The sequence below is a fragment of the Pseudomonas sp. AC255 genome (assembly GCF_979258175.1).
In genome coordinates this window covers 2,493,259-2,508,725 of the sequence record NZ_OZ409841.1, presented here as the reverse complement: position 1 = coordinate 2,508,725, position 15,467 = coordinate 2,493,259, and the positions used below count along the sequence as shown (strand labels likewise).

Annotated in this window: 15 protein-coding genes; 2 read left to right on the top strand and 13 right to left on the bottom strand. The window is 61.5% G+C overall.

Annotated elements, in window-relative coordinates; translation table 11 throughout:
* Positions 1-2 precede the first annotated feature (2 nt).
* Genes ACZZ0K_RS11455 through ACZZ0K_RS11435 form a run of 5 tightly spaced genes read right to left on the bottom strand, consistent with a single transcriptional unit; the run spans position 3 to position 4,258 of the window.
* A complete protein-coding gene (locus tag ACZZ0K_RS11455) occupies positions 3-647 on the bottom strand; it encodes a tetratricopeptide repeat protein (RefSeq protein ID WP_041478760.1) in 645 nt (214 codons plus the stop codon).
* Positions 644-1,453 carry an SDR family oxidoreductase gene (locus tag ACZZ0K_RS11450; RefSeq protein ID WP_041478761.1) on the bottom strand — a complete coding sequence of 270 codons (810 nt, stop codon included), beginning with the start codon at positions 1,451-1,453 and terminating at the stop codon, positions 644-646. Before ACZZ0K_RS11450 ends, ACZZ0K_RS11455 begins: the two co-directional genes overlap by 4 nt.
* Positions 1,440-2,096: a TenA family transcriptional regulator gene (locus ACZZ0K_RS11445; RefSeq protein ID WP_463559767.1), complete on the bottom strand. Its 657-nt coding sequence runs from the start codon at positions 2,094-2,096 to the stop codon at positions 1,440-1,442. The genes ACZZ0K_RS11450 and ACZZ0K_RS11445 overlap by 14 nt, the downstream gene beginning before the upstream one ends.
* Before the next feature lie 16 nt (positions 2,097-2,112).
* The gene (locus ACZZ0K_RS11440; protein WP_258708085.1) at positions 2,113-3,591 is read right to left on the bottom strand and encodes an AMP-binding protein; all 1,479 of its coding nucleotides are present in this window, start codon (positions 3,589-3,591) and stop codon (positions 2,113-2,115) included.
* Entirely contained in the window at positions 3,581-4,258 is a 678-nt protein-coding gene (locus tag ACZZ0K_RS11435) for a thermostable hemolysin (RefSeq protein ID WP_258708086.1), read from the bottom strand. The genes ACZZ0K_RS11440 and ACZZ0K_RS11435 overlap by 11 nt, the downstream gene beginning before the upstream one ends.
* Before the next feature lie 206 nt (positions 4,259-4,464).
* On the opposite strand from ACZZ0K_RS11435, the gene ACZZ0K_RS11430 reads away from it, so the two are divergent.
* Complete coding sequence (locus ACZZ0K_RS11430; RefSeq protein ID WP_258708087.1) at positions 4,465-5,016, top strand: cytochrome b; 552 nt, start codon at positions 4,465-4,467, stop codon at positions 5,014-5,016.
* 132 nt (positions 5,017-5,148) lie between these two features.
* A complete protein-coding gene (locus ACZZ0K_RS11425; protein WP_095179833.1) occupies positions 5,149-5,277 on the top strand; it encodes a hypothetical protein in 129 nt (42 codons plus the stop codon).
* Positions 5,278-5,284: 7 nt separating this feature from the next.
* On the opposite strand, the gene ACZZ0K_RS11420 is transcribed toward ACZZ0K_RS11425, so the two are convergent.
* The 8 genes from ACZZ0K_RS11420 to ACZZ0K_RS11385 form a co-directional block, all read right to left on the bottom strand.
* Positions 5,285-6,577 carry an MFS transporter gene (locus ACZZ0K_RS11420; RefSeq protein WP_095179835.1) on the bottom strand — a complete coding sequence of 431 codons (1,293 nt, stop codon included), beginning with the start codon at positions 6,575-6,577 and terminating at the stop codon, positions 5,285-5,287.
* A 332-nt stretch (positions 6,578-6,909) separates the two neighbouring features.
* Positions 6,910-7,584 (bottom strand): polysaccharide lyase family 7 protein, encoded by a 675-nt coding sequence (locus ACZZ0K_RS11415; protein ID WP_258708089.1) that lies wholly within the window; start codon positions 7,582-7,584, stop codon positions 6,910-6,912.
* Positions 7,585-7,611: 27 nt separating this feature from the next.
* Positions 7,612-8,796 (bottom strand): MFS transporter, encoded by a 1,185-nt coding sequence (locus tag ACZZ0K_RS11410; RefSeq protein WP_258708090.1) that lies wholly within the window; start codon positions 8,794-8,796, stop codon positions 7,612-7,614.
* A gap of 407 nt (positions 8,797-9,203) precedes the next feature.
* Positions 9,204-10,682, bottom strand: coding sequence for a family 16 glycosylhydrolase (locus ACZZ0K_RS11405; protein WP_463559108.1), 1,479 nt, complete (start codon positions 10,680-10,682; stop codon positions 9,204-9,206).
* Between the two features lie 30 nt (positions 10,683-10,712).
* Positions 10,713-11,768 (bottom strand): UDP-glucose 4-epimerase GalE, encoded by a 1,056-nt coding sequence (gene galE / locus ACZZ0K_RS11400; protein WP_258708092.1) that lies wholly within the window; start codon positions 11,766-11,768, stop codon positions 10,713-10,715.
* A 31-nt stretch (positions 11,769-11,799) separates the two neighbouring features.
* Positions 11,800-13,218, bottom strand: coding sequence for an oligosaccharide flippase family protein (locus ACZZ0K_RS11395; RefSeq protein WP_258708093.1), 1,419 nt, complete (start codon positions 13,216-13,218; stop codon positions 11,800-11,802).
* 17 nt (positions 13,219-13,235) lie between these two features.
* Positions 13,236-14,165 (bottom strand): glycosyltransferase family 2 protein, encoded by a 930-nt coding sequence (locus ACZZ0K_RS11390; protein WP_258708094.1) that lies wholly within the window; start codon positions 14,163-14,165, stop codon positions 13,236-13,238.
* Positions 14,159-15,466, bottom strand: coding sequence for an O-antigen ligase family protein (locus ACZZ0K_RS11385; RefSeq protein WP_095179847.1), 1,308 nt, complete (start codon positions 15,464-15,466; stop codon positions 14,159-14,161). Before ACZZ0K_RS11385 ends, ACZZ0K_RS11390 begins: the two co-directional genes overlap by 7 nt.
* Position 15,467 lies beyond the last annotated feature (1 nt).

The window sequence follows — 15,467 nt, the reverse complement described above, 5'->3', positions numbered from 1 at the left end:
TTTCAGTCGAGTTTCTTGTTCACGTCCACCAGCAAGGCGTCGATCTCTTTACGACGCCCGGCGTCGGCACTTTCGCGGCCCGCACGGGGTGCGGCTTGTCTGGCCTTGATCAGCGCTGCCTTGGCTTCAGCGTAGCGCTTCTGACGGTAGAGATGGTCGCCCCAGAAGTACAGACTGTCGATGCCATCGGGGTTGAGCTGCAGGGCTTGTTTGAGCAATTGCTCGGCCTTGTCGCTGTCGCCGAAGCCGATCGGCCAGCCCGGTACCCGATCGTACAATGCAGCGAGGCTGGTGTATGCCGAGCCTTGCAGGGCTTTAGGGTCAAGCGTAAGGGATTTTTCCAGGTCCGCTTTGGCGTCCTTGGCTTTGCCCAGGGCACCGAGCCCGCCCTCGGCACCGGCCCAACTGCTGGTGACGATGCCTTTCCAGATCCAGGCTTCGGCCACATTCGGACGTTGCGTGGTGAACGCGTTGGCTTCGCTGGCCAATTGCTCGAACGCCGCGGCGCGCTGCTTTTCCGCGACCTCGTATTGAATGTGCGCCCAGTTCTGCTGGATGCCGGTGAGACGTTGCTGATCAGCCGGCTCAAGCGCCCAGACACTTTGACTGAGGGCGGCAAACAGCAGGCAAGTGGAAAGTTTTTTCATGGCTTTGAAGCCTCGTTGTCAGGTTTTTCACTGAGACGGCGGATCAGTGGCAATTGCTTGCGCAGACCGCGATCCACCAGATGCGGAAGTAAGCTGTTCAAACGGACGAAAAATCGCTCCGGCCAGCCTAGGTACAGATCACGACGGTCGCCGGCAATCGCATGCATCACTGCCGACGCTACGGTCTGCGGATCGTCAACGCTGGCCTTGAGGGCATCGTTCAAGGCTTGTGCAGCGGCGCTGTTCATCGAGGTGCGGGTGGCCCGGGGCGCTACATACAACACGCTGACCCGCGTGTCGGCCAGCTCGCGGCGCAACGCCTCGGAGAATCCGCGCAGGGCGAATTTGCTCGCGCAATAACTGGCGTAACCTGGGTAGCCGATCGAGCCATAGGTCGAGCCGACGTTGACCACCATCGCGCTGTCAGCCTGCTTGAGCTGCGGCAACAGCATTTTGGTCAGGCAGATTGGCGCGCTGATATTCACCGCCAGCATCGCGTTGATGTCACTGTCATCGAGCTGTTCGAGCATGGCGAAGTGATTGACCCCGGCGGCGTTGATCAGCAGGTTGATGCCGCCGATGGCGTCGGCGGCGGCCAACACTTTGCGGCGATCGCTGAGGAAGGTCAGGTCGGCGGCGACCCAGCACAGGTTCTGCGGATACCGCTCAAGCAGCGGCAACAGCGCCTCCTGATGCCGCGCCACGGCCAATACCCTGGCACCGGCGGCGCACAAGGCACTGGCGATGGCCAGGCCGATGCCGCCACTGGCACCTGTCAGGACCACGCGGGCTTCATGCAGCTGCATGTTGGGCCTCAGCGTCGCGCGGCAGATCACGGAACATGTCGGTGTAGAGCCGATAGACGACTTTCGAAGCATGAATGACCGCCGCTTGATCGTCAGGGTCTTCCAGCTGATTCATCAACCGCCGATAGGTCTGCATGTGCTCGATGTCGAGCGCGCCGTGGGAGCTCAGATAGCTGAATGCCGTTTCCGGCAGCGCCAGGCGATCGCGAATGCTCCCCGCCGCGTGGGTCGCCAGGGCAATGCTGGTGCCTTCGAGCACGTTCACCATGCCGAACAGACCCACCGGATTGCCCCGGGCGATCAGGTCGTAGAGAAAACTGACCATCAGCTCGATTGACAATGACGGCTGGCCATCGCGCACGGCGTCGCGATCACCACCACAGGCGGCAATGTCGTTGAGCACCCATTGTTCGTGGCCGTATTCATCTTCAATGTATTCGCACACCGCTTTGCGCAGCCATTCCAGGCGCGTCGGCAGGCGTGCACCGCAGGCCATCATCAGCGGTACGGTGTGGCGCACGTGGTAGTAAGCCTGGGCAAGAAAGGCCCGATAGCTGTCGAGGCTGACCTTGCCTTGCAACGCGTCGACGATAATCGGCAGATTGAACAGCTCGTGGCGTTCGCGTTGCGTGGCTTCTTGCAGGGTGTCGAAAAACTCATTATGCGGATTCCTCGGAAGTGGCGGATTCGGTCAGTTGCGTGCGGTACTGCGCGATGATGGCGTCGCGGCGCGGCCGGCCATTGGCGGTGAGCAGGCCGTTGGCGGCGGTGAAGGGCTGCGCCAGGCGCGTCCACTGATGCACCTGGGCGTAATCGGGCAACGCCTCGTTCGCTTCGGCGACGGCAGCGGCCAGCTCGGCATCGGTGCAGTCCGGACGATGCGGCCAGAGCAGGGCGTGGTTGTGCGGCATCGCCTCGCCATAGACGAACGCTTGAGCGATGTGGCGGCGCTGGGTCAGTTCCGACTCGACCCATTCCGGGTTGACGTTTCGCCCGTAGCTGGTGACGAATTGGTGTTTTTTGCGGCCCTTGAGATAGAGAAAACCTTCCGGATCGAACTCGCCCAGATCGCCACTCGGCCACCATTGATCGGTATACGCCGGCTCCCCCAGATAACCGAGCAACACCGAACCCTTGATCAGCACTTCCCCGTCCTCGGCCAACCGCACCTCTATATGAGGCAGAGGGCGCCCGACGCTGCCCGGACGGCGCGCGCCGGGGCGATTGAGGCATACGACCGAGGCGCACTCGGACAAGCCGTATCCCTCGTAAACCGCTAACCCGACCTGTTGCGCGCGGTGCAGCAGATCCGCTGACACCCGCGCGCCACCGACCGCGGCGAAGAGCAAGGTTTGCGGATCGAAAGCCTTCTGTTCAGCGGCGCTGACCAGAACTTGCAGCAGCTGTGGCACGAGTATCAGGCTCTCCGGCGCACGCTTGCCCAGATAACCGAGCAGGCGCGCAACATCGATGCCGCTGGCACCTTGAATGCCGAGGGTTGTCTGGCTTGGCAGGCTCAACACCGCACCGGCGTATAGCGCGGCATAACAGCCCAGGTTCTCCAGCAGGATCGCCAAAGGCAACAGCGCCAGATGGTGCTCCGGTCCAGCGGTTGCGCTTGCCTGATCAAGCTCCCGGGCAACGCGCAGGAAGCTGTCGGCGCTCAGGCACACCCCTTTCGGCGTGCCGGTGGTCCCGGAGGTAAACGTGAGTTTCGCGGTGCCCGCCGGCATGCGACTCGGGCCATTGAACGAGCGACACCAGAATTCACCTCGTAATTCATAGCCCGCCGCCAGCAGCTCGGCTTGCAGTTGCGGCTCGGCGATCACCCGTTCGGCCTGGCTCTGCTCCAGACAATGGGCGCGCTGCGCGGCACTGAAAAACGGCGGCAGCGTTACGCAGGTCAAGCCTTCGAACAACACCGCCAGATCCCAAAGCATCGCGTCGACGCCGTTGTCCAGCGCCAGCGCGATCACCTGCACCTGCTCATCGCGCAGGCGCTCCTGGCGATACAACACCTCGGCATACAGCGTGGCGTAATCTATTCTCAGCGTGTCGCCCCACAGGGCTGAGGCGTTGTCATTGCGCCGGGCATGGTCGCGCAGGGTTTCCTGGAAGCGCTGCAATTCAAGCGACATGGCAGGCTCCTTCAACGGAAGTCGGCAAACCCAGGCGAGTGAACAGGCCAATATTGCGCAGATGAACAAATCCCGCGCGAATGTTGCCGACGTGCACCCAGGGTTTGCTTTCGTAATAACTGCCCCAGTGTTGACGCTCGTCACCCAGTCGCTGTGGATCAGCGGCGCACAATGTCACGGGCTTCAAACCGAGGCGATGGAAGCTGTTGACCAGTCCGATGTTGCCGGTGAAGGTCACCCATTCCAGGCCACCCATGGCCAGCAGATAGGTGATGGCGATGATGCTCAGGCGCGCACTGCCGGTATCGCTGGCGGCGAGGTTGCCGACTTCGACGATGACCTTGCGATCCACTGCACGACCGGCGGCGGTGCTGATCAACGGCTCGATCGGTTCATCCAGATAGCGCTCGAGAAACAGTGCCTGCAGATGCGCTCGACGGACCCCGGCCACTGCGCACAACTGGCCATCGCTGTTGTGCATGCCGAACAACTCGGGCATGAAATGGCGGATTTCGGCACCGTGAGCCGTACGAAAACGCTGCTGGATAAAGGCTTCGAAGGGCGCGCGCAGCTCGTCCTCCGGCAACGCGTTTCTCAGCGTCATCGGCAACGACTCGGCCTGGCCGAAGTGCAGGGGCAGCGGGATGTTCCAGTCGAATTCGGGCATGGGCAGAGCGCCTCCCTCAATGGGTTTGGGCGCAGTATCCAAGCCATTTCTTAACGAAGTCTGAAGATGAAAAACCGTTAACCGCAGCGCCGATCTTCAGACTCCCTTAAGGCTGGGCAAGCATGGTTAGCCTTGATTCAGGGCAACCGGATCGATAATTTCGAGCGAGATGATCGTCGCTCCACAACAATCACGAGGCGTTTCCTATGATTCGCGACATCGCTGTAACCCGTTATGGAAAACTCTCAATCATCCTGCATTGGCTGATGCTGGCGTTGTTCGTTGGTGTGTATGCGTGCGTCGAAATCAAAGGCTATCTGCCCAAAGGCAGCGAAGCACGCGGCCTGCTGATGGGTATGCATGGGCTGTTTGGCGCAAGCATCTTCACGTTGGTGTGGATCCGTCTGATCGGCCGATTGACCCCGCGTCCACCGATCACCCCCAAACCGCCGGCGTGGCAGACCGCAGTTGCGCACCTGACGCACCTGGCGCTGTATGGATTGATGATTGTCACACCGCTACTCGCCTGGCTGATGCTCGCGGCGGGCGATAAACCGTTTCCGTACTTTGGTTTCCATGTGCCGGCGCCGGTGGCTATTGATCCGGACCTGGCCAAACAACTCAAGTACTGGCACGAATGGATTGGCAGTGCCGGCTACTGGCTGATCGGCCTGCACGCGCTGGCGGGGCTGTTCCACCATTACTGGGTGAAGGACAACACGTTGCAGAGGATGCTGATTGAGCGTACCCGCTCTTGAGGCAAGCATCTTGCGCTGTTCGCTGAAGGTAATGCTCGCCGTAACTGAAGCGCATGGCTGCGGTGGAGTTGAAAATCCGGAACTGCCAGCCCTCGCCGATGCCGAAATAGCATCGACAACGAGGGCAAAGCCATGACTGAAGAAAATACCGAAGTGCCGCAAGAAGTACCGGATCAAACCACCCCGGCGCATTCCACCGAAGAAGAGCGCGAGCGCTTGAAGGACTTCAACAAGGACGGCATCCCGCCGGGCAGTTGCTGATCAGCGGTCACCGTGGCTGCGTCACCAGTTCCCCGCTGATCGCATCCATCATCGCCGGGTGCTCTTCAGCGGCCACGCGCAAATCCTCGGTGACCCGCAACTCCGCGCCCGTCGGTGAATAGGTGGCTGCTGCCGTGAACGGTGCGGGGTTGGCCGGCACCGGGCGTTTGCCGCGGCGCCAGAAGAAAAAGCTGACCATGCTCAGATTGACCACAGCGAAGACCCAGAACAGGCCGTTGGCGCCGAACGAGTTCATCACCGGCGAGATCATCATCGGACTGATGGCCGAGCCCAGCGAGTTGATCAGCAGCAAACCCTGAATCATCGGCACCAGCGCTTCGGCCGGGGCGCGGTCGGCCGCGTGGCTGACGGCCACCGGGTACAGCGCGAAGACACCGCCACCGAGCAGAAACAGCATCGCCGCGAGCATTGTCGAAGACAGCGGCAGCAGCACAATCACCAGCGATAATGCCGTGCATGCCACCGTCAGCAGCGTCAGCACCTGCAAGCGATCGGTGCGGTCGGACCAGCGTCCGACCGGATACTGCAGCAACATCGCGCCGAGAATCGTCCACGCCATCATGCTGCCGACTTCACCGACGTCCAGACCTCTGCGTTGCAGATACAGCGGCAACAAGGTGTAAATCGCCGCGATGGTCACCCCCGAGCCGAAACAGCCGACCAGCCCGGTCGGCGTCACGCCCAGCAGTTGCCGGGGCTTGAGCGGCTCGACCTGATCGAGCAGCGGCGACACGCGCGGCAGGATCACGATCGGCAGCACCGACAGCGCAGCAAGCATGCCGGCGACCATGAACGGCGCGCTGTCGCTCATGCCAGTGATGGTTCCCAGCGTCGCTTGGCCCAGAACGCCAGCGCCGTAAAGGACGATCATGTACAGCGCGAGCAAGCGCCCGCGAATCTTCTCGTCCCCGGCCAGCAGCAGCCAGCTCTCGATCACCAGAAACACACCCACCGTGGCCCAGCCGTTGATCAGGCGCAGGACGAGCCAGCCCCAGGTGTCATAGAACAGCCCCTGCAACAGGATCGTCACGGCGATCAGCGAGGCGAAGCTGCCGTAGGCACGAATATGGCCGATGCGCAGAATCAGCCGGTCGTTGAACACCGCGCCCAGCGTCAGGCCGATGAAGTAGGCCGACGAAACAACTCCGATCATCGTCGCCGAGGCACCGGCGGCGTCCAGGCGAAGGGTGGTCAGGGAAGACAGAAAACCATTGCCCAGAGCAATAATGAACAGCCCGAGCAGGGGCGCCAGCGCCATGGCCAGCAAACGCGGAGACATAAAAAACCTCAAGAAATCGAACAGCGCAACGTGCGCCACTGCGCGTGCGGTTGCCAGGCTGGAACAGGTGTTGTGCAGGGGGTCTGCCGATCGGGCAGGGTGGTGACGTCGGACGACATGGCCAGCCCTGCAAGTTCGCGTCTGTGACCAGACGCGCGATGCGAGAGCGCGGGATTCTACGGCTTACGCAGGATTTGCCAATAGCTGACGGCTGCGACGTTAGGACGCAGGCTGTTTTGAGGTTCGAGAGGAGGCTGAAAACCAATCATCGGGCTGAGCTCCGACAAGGGCCTGCATGCAAAAACTACACAGGCCCTTGCTCGTTTCAGCGCCTAAGTATGCGAAATCAACAAGTCACTGATGATGCAGATCGAGCCATCCTCTGGCGGGGTGGCGTCGGTGTAGTCGATCTGGTTGTAGACCCCGCCGTGGAAATTGAACACCTGCGAATTCCAGGTTGAGTCGAGCTGCAAATCACCTGATGTACCGACAACGCCGTTGTAGTCGACGGTGACTCGAGCTACGCCGGCAGAGTTGGCGCGAATGGTCACCTTGAATTTCGCGCCCAGCGGTACGCCCTTGAGCACCGTGGTGTTGACCGGGGTGGGCTGGTTGAAACTCTGGCGGAAGCCCATGGTGATGTTGCCTTTCTGCCAGAACACTTTAATGACCGGGCCGTCGTCGTTTTTCACATGCATCTGCGAGATAACGACTTTCTGCGCAGAGTTGACCTTGGTCACGGTCATTTCCTGATAGTTGAGGTGGTCAGCGGCGCTGCCCAGCGACCAATAAAAGGATTCTTTCCATTCGCAGCGGGTGCGGTGAGTGCTTTTGCTCGAGGCGCCTTTGGTCGGCGCGGACAGTTGCAGGGATCCGTCGGGCAGCACCGTGACGATGCTCGGGAACTGCGCAATGGCCTCGGCGCCGTTGAGTTCCAGTGCCACCGGATTGGTTGCCGAGACGGGTACCGGGGTGGAGAGGGTGAGATTGCTGATGTTTACGGCCATGGTTTGTACTCCTGACGATAAAAATCATTAGCGACCCAAGCCTTCGGTGGATTGGCACATCTGTCTGCGCGGACTTTCACCATCTCTTGGGCATAGCACCATGGCGACGCAAGCGGCCGCCGCGAAAACACAAAGGGCAACGATTACGCCGGCAGCCTCCAGCACCGCGCCGAAAACCGGCGTGCCAGCGGTCTGACCGAGCGCCAGAAGCAGAAACGGAATGCCCAGTCCCAGGTCCGGGCGGTCCGGCAACAAACGAATGCCTTGCAGCAGATAAACGCCTGAAGAAACGATGTAGGCCGCGCCAAACAGGCACATCGCGGCGAGGCCCGATCCGGCGGAAACTGATGCGGCAGAAAGGCCCAATGTCCCGAGGGCGATTCCGGCAAGCGCTAGGTGCTGCATGCGTGCGACACCGAAGCGGCCAGTGAGCACGCCGGTCATGCAGCCGCTGATTCCCGCTGCGCCCAATACCATCCACGCCCACGCAATGGCCTGATCGGAGAAACCAGCCTCACTGCGCAAAATATCGGCGCCGAATGTCCAGATCGCCGTGCTCGCCAACCCCATCAGGAAAGCACTGGCGCACAAAGGCAGTACGCCGGGTCGACGCAGCATTGCCAGCGAGAAGTTCTGCGCGACGTCACGCTCGACCCGGCGCGGTACCGCAAACCAGAGCCAGATCGTGACGCCGATGCCGATCAAGGCAAACAGGGCATACAGCTGGCGCCATTGCCCGGCCGCCAATATCGCCGCAAAACCGGAAAAAACGATTCCCGCCGCTGTCCCGGCATTGATAAAACCATTGGCCCGCGGACGTTCCGCATCAACAAGACGCGCCGCCACCGCACTGGCCAATGGCGGCGAAGTCAGACCCGTGCTCAATCCCGCCAGCGCGACCCCGCAGCCCAACGCCAAGCCCGACCAAGCCATCACCACCAGCCCCATGCCCAGCGTCGCGGCGGCGCCGGCCATCACCGTCAACCCGCGCGGACTGATTTTGCCATTGCAGACAAACGTCGCAACGATGCCCACACAGTAAGCGGCGAACGCACTGCCACCGATCCAACCGGCAGCAGACACGCTGAGCGTCAGATCCTGACGAATCTGCGGCAGCAGCAGTCCATAGGCGAAGCGCGCGAGGCCATAGGACAACGCCGTCAGCGCGAACGCGGCCGCGACAAGATTGAGGCTGCGCCGGTCAAGACTCACGGGGAAATCGGATCGCTGGCAGGAAAGGTTGTCTCGACCGCATGCTCCGGCCTGAACCAGGTGCGATCGGAGTTGGAGGGATCATTAGCCATGAGTGTCCCTGAGGATGTCTGTTGCTGGAGTGGTTACCGATTCTGATAACGGACTTGCACTTGGGTTTGATGATTTTCCAACACAGCCGATGGATGGTAGAGCAAAGGGCGAGGGCAGCTCTCGGTTGGCTTGGCGCACGTCAACCTTTGCGAGCAGGATCGAGGGGTTTTTGCGGGTATCGAGGGGCGGGGGATGGCGCTTGGAGGGGGCGAGATCGTGCCGAACGGCACGCCGAAAGAATTGCGCGTGGGTCAGGGAGTTTTCCGCGCGCGGTGGCGGATGCAAGCGAGGGTACAAAACCGTTGAACACAGCACTACTGCGCTGAGCGCGTCCAGACCCGCACGTAATCGATGCGAAACACCGACGGCAGGTCAGCATCGTCGACCACGCCGAACCAGTCCCACATCGCTTCACTGTCGAAGACGATTTGCATCGGGAAATGCCAGTAGCTGTTCTTCGCCTCCCGGACCAATACGCCGTCGACGTACCAGCGCAAGGTCTCGGGTTGCCAGTCGAAACCGTAGACATGAAAGGTACTGGCCAGCCGCCAAGGGGCATTCCACGTGCTGCCGGAACTCAGGTGTTGATCATTCTGCGGTCTGGCCCAGACATGGGCGTTCATGTTGTACCGGCGGTCGAACGCTTCGTTGCGGGTTTTGCCGCCGATTTCGAAGATGTCGATTTCCGTGGCGTTGTCCGGCAGCCCGGTCCACGCCAGCCAGAACGCACTGGAGCCGGCAGAGTTCATCGGCTTCGCCCGGGCTTCGTAATAGCCGTACATCCCCCGTTCATGGGTACGCACCATCGCCGAACTGTAGTCCTTGTAGCCCAAGGCGACGTATTTCTCGGGGAGGGTCTGTTTGCGGAAGGTGATGTTCAGATTACCGCTGCCGACCTTGGCGTTCTCCGGCAAAAACAGCGCCGGTTTGCGCCCGAGGGAATCGGTGCCGGTGGCGTTGTTGACGTGCCAGCGTTCGGCATCGAGGGCGCTGCCGTTGAATTCGTCTGACAGGCGCGTATCCAGCTTCCAGCCGCCGGCGTTGGCCTGATCCGACAGCGGCAGATCGGGCGTAACCGGCGTCGGAGCCGGCCCTAACGGGCCGACGCGAGTCCACGCGTCGACCTGTTGCGGCATGGCGACCGCCCACTTTTGCGCCAGATACTCGAACACGGTGCGGCGTTCTTCCTGGCTGCTGAATGGACGGTCATACACCAGTACTTCGGCGATGTCGCCACGGAGGATTTCCGAGGTGCCAACCACGTTGCGCGCCACCGCGAACGGGCCGATCGGCACGTCACTGGTTTCCAGCAACGCCAGCGCCGGCTCGTAGGCGCTGGTCTGCTGCACGCTGATGCCGAAATTCGGCGCGACGTTGTCGTTGTCCGCCAGTTGCGGGCGGGAGCTGAACAGTCGCTGCCAGGCCTTGCCGCCGGCCTGCTCGGGCAGACGTCGCGAGACGACGAAGACCGTCACCGGGCCTTTGCTTGTGCGGATCGCCTGGCCCATGAACGCTGCCGTGCCGCTGAAACGCACCACACCGTGGCCGTTGAGGGCGTTGTCGACGCGCGTGGGCAATGTCGTCGCCGCGCGGTTGTCGACAGTGACGTCATTGCCCTTGCCGGATTTATCCAGCCAGCGTACGACCTGGTTTTGCCCCTCCAGTGTCATCGCGGCCGGGTCATTGCCGTCCAGCCACAACACCAGGCCTTCAGTGACCGGTCGTGGAATATTGGCGCTGACGCCAGCACTCAGCAGCAGCAAAACCAACAGCAAGCATGGCGATCTGTTCATGAGTCGTCCCTAACATGGATGTGCGCCGGTTCAGCTACCCACCGCCAGCAGCGGCGCCGGTTTCGGGCGGTAGCCCCATGGGTTGCTGGTCTGCCAGCGCCAGCTGTCGATGAGCATTTGCGTCAGCTCGCGTTGTGCCCGCCAGCCCAGCTCGCGCCCGGCCTTGCTCGCGTCGGCGCGGCACTCGGCGATATCTCCGGCGCGGCGTGGGGCGAAGCGGTAGGGAATGCGCAGGCCGGTGACGTCTTCGAAGGCGCTGATGATCTGCAATACGCTGTAGCCGGTGCCGCTGCCGAGATTCCACACGTGCAGGCCATGCTCGTCGTCCTGCAAAACCTGTAGCGCCTTGAGATGACCTTCGGCCAGATCCAGCACATGGATGTAATCGCGAATACAGGTGCCGTCAACGGTTGGATAGTCATTGCCATAAACGGTCAGCGCATGTCGCTGGCCGCTGGCAACCTCGGTCAGGCACGGCAGCAGATTGTTCGGCCGACCGTTGGGTGCTTCGCCGATCAGCCCGCTCTGGTGCGCGCCGATCGGGTTGAAGTAACGCAGCACAGCGATGTTCCAGCGTGAATCGGCGAGGGCAAGGTCGCTGAGCAATTCTTCGATCATCAACTTCGAGCGCCCGTAGGGATTGGCCGGTTTGCCGGTGCCGTGCTCTTCGACGATGGGCATGCGGGCCGGCTCGCCGTACACCGTCGCCGAGGAACTGAACACCAGATTGAACACGTGGGCGCGGGCCATCGCCTGACACAGGTTCAGCGTGCCGAACACATTGTTGGCGTAGTAATCCATCGGCCGGCGCACGCTTTGCGCAACGGCTTTGAGCCCGGCGAAATGCAGCACGGCGTCGATCGCATAGGTGCTGAAAATCTCGTCCAGCAGCGCGGCGTCGCGGATATCGCCCTCGATGAAATCGACGTGCGAATGACTCAACAGCTCCAGCCGTGCGACTGCTTCGCGGCTGCTGTTGCACAGATTGTCGAGGATCAGCACCGAGTGTCCGGCTTCGATCAGTTGCAATGCCGTGTGCGAACCGAGGTAGCCGGCACCGCCCGTGATCAACGTGGTTTTGCGCATGACGACGTACTCCATTGCGAGGAAATCCGGCTCAGCGGGCGGTGAACACCAACTTGAATTCTTGCGGCCAGCGCGGGTGCAGCAGGCTGTAGGCCAAGGCATAGGTCAGCGTGCCGATGGCAATGTCGCCGGCCAGGTGCGCATAACCGGACAGGCCGGTCTGCCGCGACAGCCACATCACCACGACGACCATCACGAAAGAGGCAAGCAGGCTGCGGTAACTGGACTGAAAGAAGCTGCGCCAGTCGTAACCGATCGCGGCGTGCAGGCCGCGTACCTGCAGCGGCGTGATCAGCAGCATGCGCAGCAGCAATGCCAGCGCCGCCGCCATGCCGCCGTAGGTCGCGCCGAGCAGATAGACCAGCGCCAGCGCGAGCAGGGTGGTGGCAACTTCGGCCTTGAGCGTCAGGTGCGTGCGATTGACCGCCACCAGCGCAGTGGTTGCATACAGCGCCAGATTGCCCAGCGCCGCCGTGCAGGCGAGCACTTGCAGCAAGGGAATCGCGTCGGCCCATTTCGCGCCGAAGATCAGCAGGATGATGTCTTCGGCGGTCAGGGCGATGCCGAAGAACAGCGGCGTTAGCACGAAGCCGCTGATCGCCGTGGAATCGCCAATCACCCCGATCAGCCGCGCCGGTTCGGCACTGCGCCGGGCGAACACCGGCAGGGCGTAACTCATCAAGCCGTTGTAGATCGCCGAGCGCGGCAGATCGATGATGCGCATGGCCAGATTGAACATGCCCACCGCATGGGCGCCAGCGGTGAGACCGAGAATCAGGTTGACGCCGCGTTGCAGGGTTTGCGAACTCATCACGTTGACACAGACCGGGAGACCGGCGCGCAGCAGTTCGCTCAGCACCTGGCGGTCGATCAGCAAGGGAATGCGCCGACGTTCGCTGCGCATCAGTACCAGTGTGGAAACGCCGTCCATGATCAGCGCTTGGGCAACCACCGCCCACGGGCCGAAACCCAGCAGCGCAACAGCCACGCCGCCAACCCCGCCAGCCACTTTGCCGAGCAAGGTGCGCGAGGCCAGCAGCCTGAAATTGCCGCTGCGGCGCAGCTGCGCCACATATACCCGCGCCATCAGAGTGAAAAGGATTTTCACCGAGGCCACAGCGGTCATCCAGCGCAGCGCGGTGGACGGCGTATAGAGCACCATCGCCAGCGAAATCAACGCAATCGATAGCAGGCTGACCAGCACCGCAAACCAGAACACGCTGCTGATGTGTTTGTGTTCCATCCGCTGCAGGCGCACCAGCGGGTCTTCCAGCATCGACGAGAACAGAATGCCGACCACTTCGACCACGGCGATGATCAGCGTGCCGATGCCCAACTCCGTCGGCGTCAACAAATGCGCGTACACGACAAAGGTGATCATCGACAGGAAAATCAGGCCGAACTTCTCGGTGAAAATCCATGCGAGGGTCATCAGGCGACGGTTGGCCATGGCGCGATCCCTGAAATTCAGCGGCTGTTGCCCAGACTTTTCAAGCAGGCGTAGAGGTAGCGCAGGGTCGGTTTGCCCCGGGAGAACAACAGCGTCTGCCACGAATGCCCGAGCATCTGTCGGAACACCTCGATGACCCGGCGATGATCGCCGCGCCGGGAAAAGGCATTGAGAAATTCCGCGTGATTGGCGAGGACGAAATAGATCCGCTGCTGCTGGTTCAGCCGGGTGCCGTAACGCGCCAGGTACAGCTGGATGAAGCGCAGCTTGTGCGGGTAATACTTGTGCGGTTGCGCGGTGATGTTGGCGGCATTGACGGCGCGCCAGTGCAGAATCTGCGGCACGCTGTGGATCTCGCTGATTTCCGCGATGCGCGTCCACAACAGGCGGTCCTCGGCAAAACGCAGGCTCTGATCGAAGCCGCCAATGGCGACGATGATCTGGCGCAGGGCGAGTACGCCGGAGGTGCCGTTGATGATGTTCTCGCGCATGAAGTCGGCAAAGTGCTCGCCGTGTTTACAGCGATCCTCTAATTGGCGTTTGCCATCACTGAATTCGCTCATCTGAAAGCAATCGATCAAACCGACTTTGCGTCCCTGTCGGGTCAATTCCGCGTGCAGTGCCAGTTGTTTTTGCAGTTTTTCCGGGTGCCAGCGGTCGTCGGCATCAAGGAAAGCGATAAAGGTTTCTTCGGCGCTGAACACGCCGCGATTGCGTGCACTGGCCGGGCCTTGGTTGGGCTGCTGCAACAGCACGATGGGGAAGGGCGCGGCGTACTGCCTGACGATCTCTGGCCCGGCATCGCTGGAACCGTCATCAACGACAATGACTTTGTCCGGCGGGCGGGTCTGTGCGCACACCGAGTCCAGTGTGCGTTGAATGCTGGCGGCGGCGTTGTACAGCGGAATCACCACGCACACGGTGACGGCCGAGGGATCATTCAGCATGGGCGTTGCTCCCGGAAAGTGCCGCGCATTGGCCGAGCATTCGCCGCTGGCAGCGGCTGCGGACGAGCGACGAGGTGGTGGCGGAAGGTCAGGCTGAGCACGCAGAAAATCAGGAACTCGCCCGAGCGGTAGTTGGGAATCACATAGGCGACGTAATTGGTAACGACGAACAGGCCGATGATCACCAGCGCACAGGCCTGATAGCGCGCCGACTGATCCGCCGTGATTGCCCGATAGCGCTTGCTCAGGGTCTGGGCAAACATCAGCAGCAGGGCGATCAACTGGATCAAACCGCCGTTGAGCAGGGTTTCAACGTAGCCGCTGTGGGCATTGCCGATGTAGCCCCAGCGCGTGATAAACGCATCGGCATCGGCACTGGCCCAGAACGCGCCGAAGCCGTAGCCCTTGAGAAATTGCGCATCGATCAGCGGCTGCAACAGCTCCCAGATCAACGTGCGGTCAGTGAGTGACGGGTCGCGGCCGACCAGTTCCAGCAGCATGGCGTAGTTGGCGTAAAGCACCCCACACAAGAGGAAGAACACCAGCGTGGCGGCGGTGAAGGCCAGCAGTGAGCGGTTGATGCGCAGCCGGATCAGCGTGATGAAGTAGGCGTAACTGGCGGTGCCGGCGACGATCAGCGCAATCGCCGTGGCTGACTGCGCCAGACCGATGGCGATCAGCGCGAACAGCCCATACAGCATGGCCAGCGGGTTGCGCTGGCGGATCATCGGCAGCAGCAACAGGATCGCAATCGCGTTCAGGCGTGCGCCAGCGTTCTTTTCCGCGAACACCCCGCGAAAGGCCCCGTCACGGATGCCGCCGGAAATAAAGGCGATGTCCGGGCGAATCACGGCGAAGATCAACCCGACCAGCGCCGCTGCACCGATCACGCAGCCGAACAGAAAAGCGATCCGCTCGATGCTGTAGCGCCAAGCGATAAAACCGGCAAAAAACACCACGCTGAGCAGCGCAACGAAACGCTTGAAACTGAGCATTGGCTCGCTCGACCAACTGATCGACGCGGCCACGCAGCCGAGAAACAACAGCAAAAACAGGTTCTGCCGGTAGAAACTCTTGCTGAGGAACACTTTGTGGCGAATGAAGAAAAACAGCGGCACCAGCAACGTCAGCAAGCCGCAGACCTGATTGGCGAGATTGCCTTCCAGATCCTGCTGGGCATCGTCCAGCGTGCTCACATTCCCCAGGCGCAGAAAGAAGCCGATCACTTGCGTATAGAACAGCACGCCAAACAAGGTGAAGGCGTCGGCCAGTGTCGAATAACGCACTTGCAGGCGGTTCATC

Excerpts from the sequence above, each read along its gene's own strand:
- ACZZ0K_RS11455 (WP_041478760.1), bottom strand. The coding sequence starts at position 647 with ATGAAAAAACTTTCCACTTGCCTGCTGTTTGCCGCCCTCAGTCAAAGT.
- ACZZ0K_RS11450 (WP_041478761.1), bottom strand. The coding sequence starts at position 1,453 with ATGCAGCTGCATGAAGCCCGCGTGGTCCTGACAGGTGCCAGTGGCGGC.
- ACZZ0K_RS11440 (WP_258708085.1), bottom strand. The coding sequence starts at position 3,591 with ATGTCGCTTGAATTGCAGCGCTTCCAGGAAACCCTGCGCGACCATGCC.
- ACZZ0K_RS11435 (WP_258708086.1), bottom strand. The coding sequence starts at position 4,258 with ATGCCCGAATTCGACTGGAACATCCCGCTGCCCCTGCACTTCGGCCAG.
- ACZZ0K_RS11430 (WP_258708087.1), top strand. The coding sequence starts at position 4,465 with ATGATTCGCGACATCGCTGTAACCCGTTATGGAAAACTCTCAATCATC.
- ACZZ0K_RS11425 (WP_095179833.1), top strand. The coding sequence starts at position 5,149 with ATGACTGAAGAAAATACCGAAGTGCCGCAAGAAGTACCGGATCAAACC.
- ACZZ0K_RS11420 (WP_095179835.1), bottom strand. The coding sequence starts at position 6,577 with ATGTCTCCGCGTTTGCTGGCCATGGCGCTGGCGCCCCTGCTCGGGCTG.
- ACZZ0K_RS11415 (WP_258708089.1), bottom strand. The coding sequence starts at position 7,584 with ATGGCCGTAAACATCAGCAATCTCACCCTCTCCACCCCGGTACCCGTC.
- ACZZ0K_RS11405 (WP_463559108.1), bottom strand. The coding sequence starts at position 10,682 with ATGAACAGATCGCCATGCTTGCTGTTGGTTTTGCTGCTGCTGAGTGCT.
- galE (WP_258708092.1), bottom strand. The coding sequence starts at position 11,768 with ATGCGCAAAACCACGTTGATCACGGGCGGTGCCGGCTACCTCGGTTCG.
- ACZZ0K_RS11395 (WP_258708093.1), bottom strand. The coding sequence starts at position 13,218 with ATGGCCAACCGTCGCCTGATGACCCTCGCATGGATTTTCACCGAGAAG.
- ACZZ0K_RS11390 (WP_258708094.1), bottom strand. The coding sequence starts at position 14,165 with ATGCTGAATGATCCCTCGGCCGTCACCGTGTGCGTGGTGATTCCGCTG.
- ACZZ0K_RS11385 (WP_095179847.1), bottom strand. The coding sequence starts at position 15,466 with ATGAACCGCCTGCAAGTGCGTTATTCGACACTGGCCGACGCCTTCACC.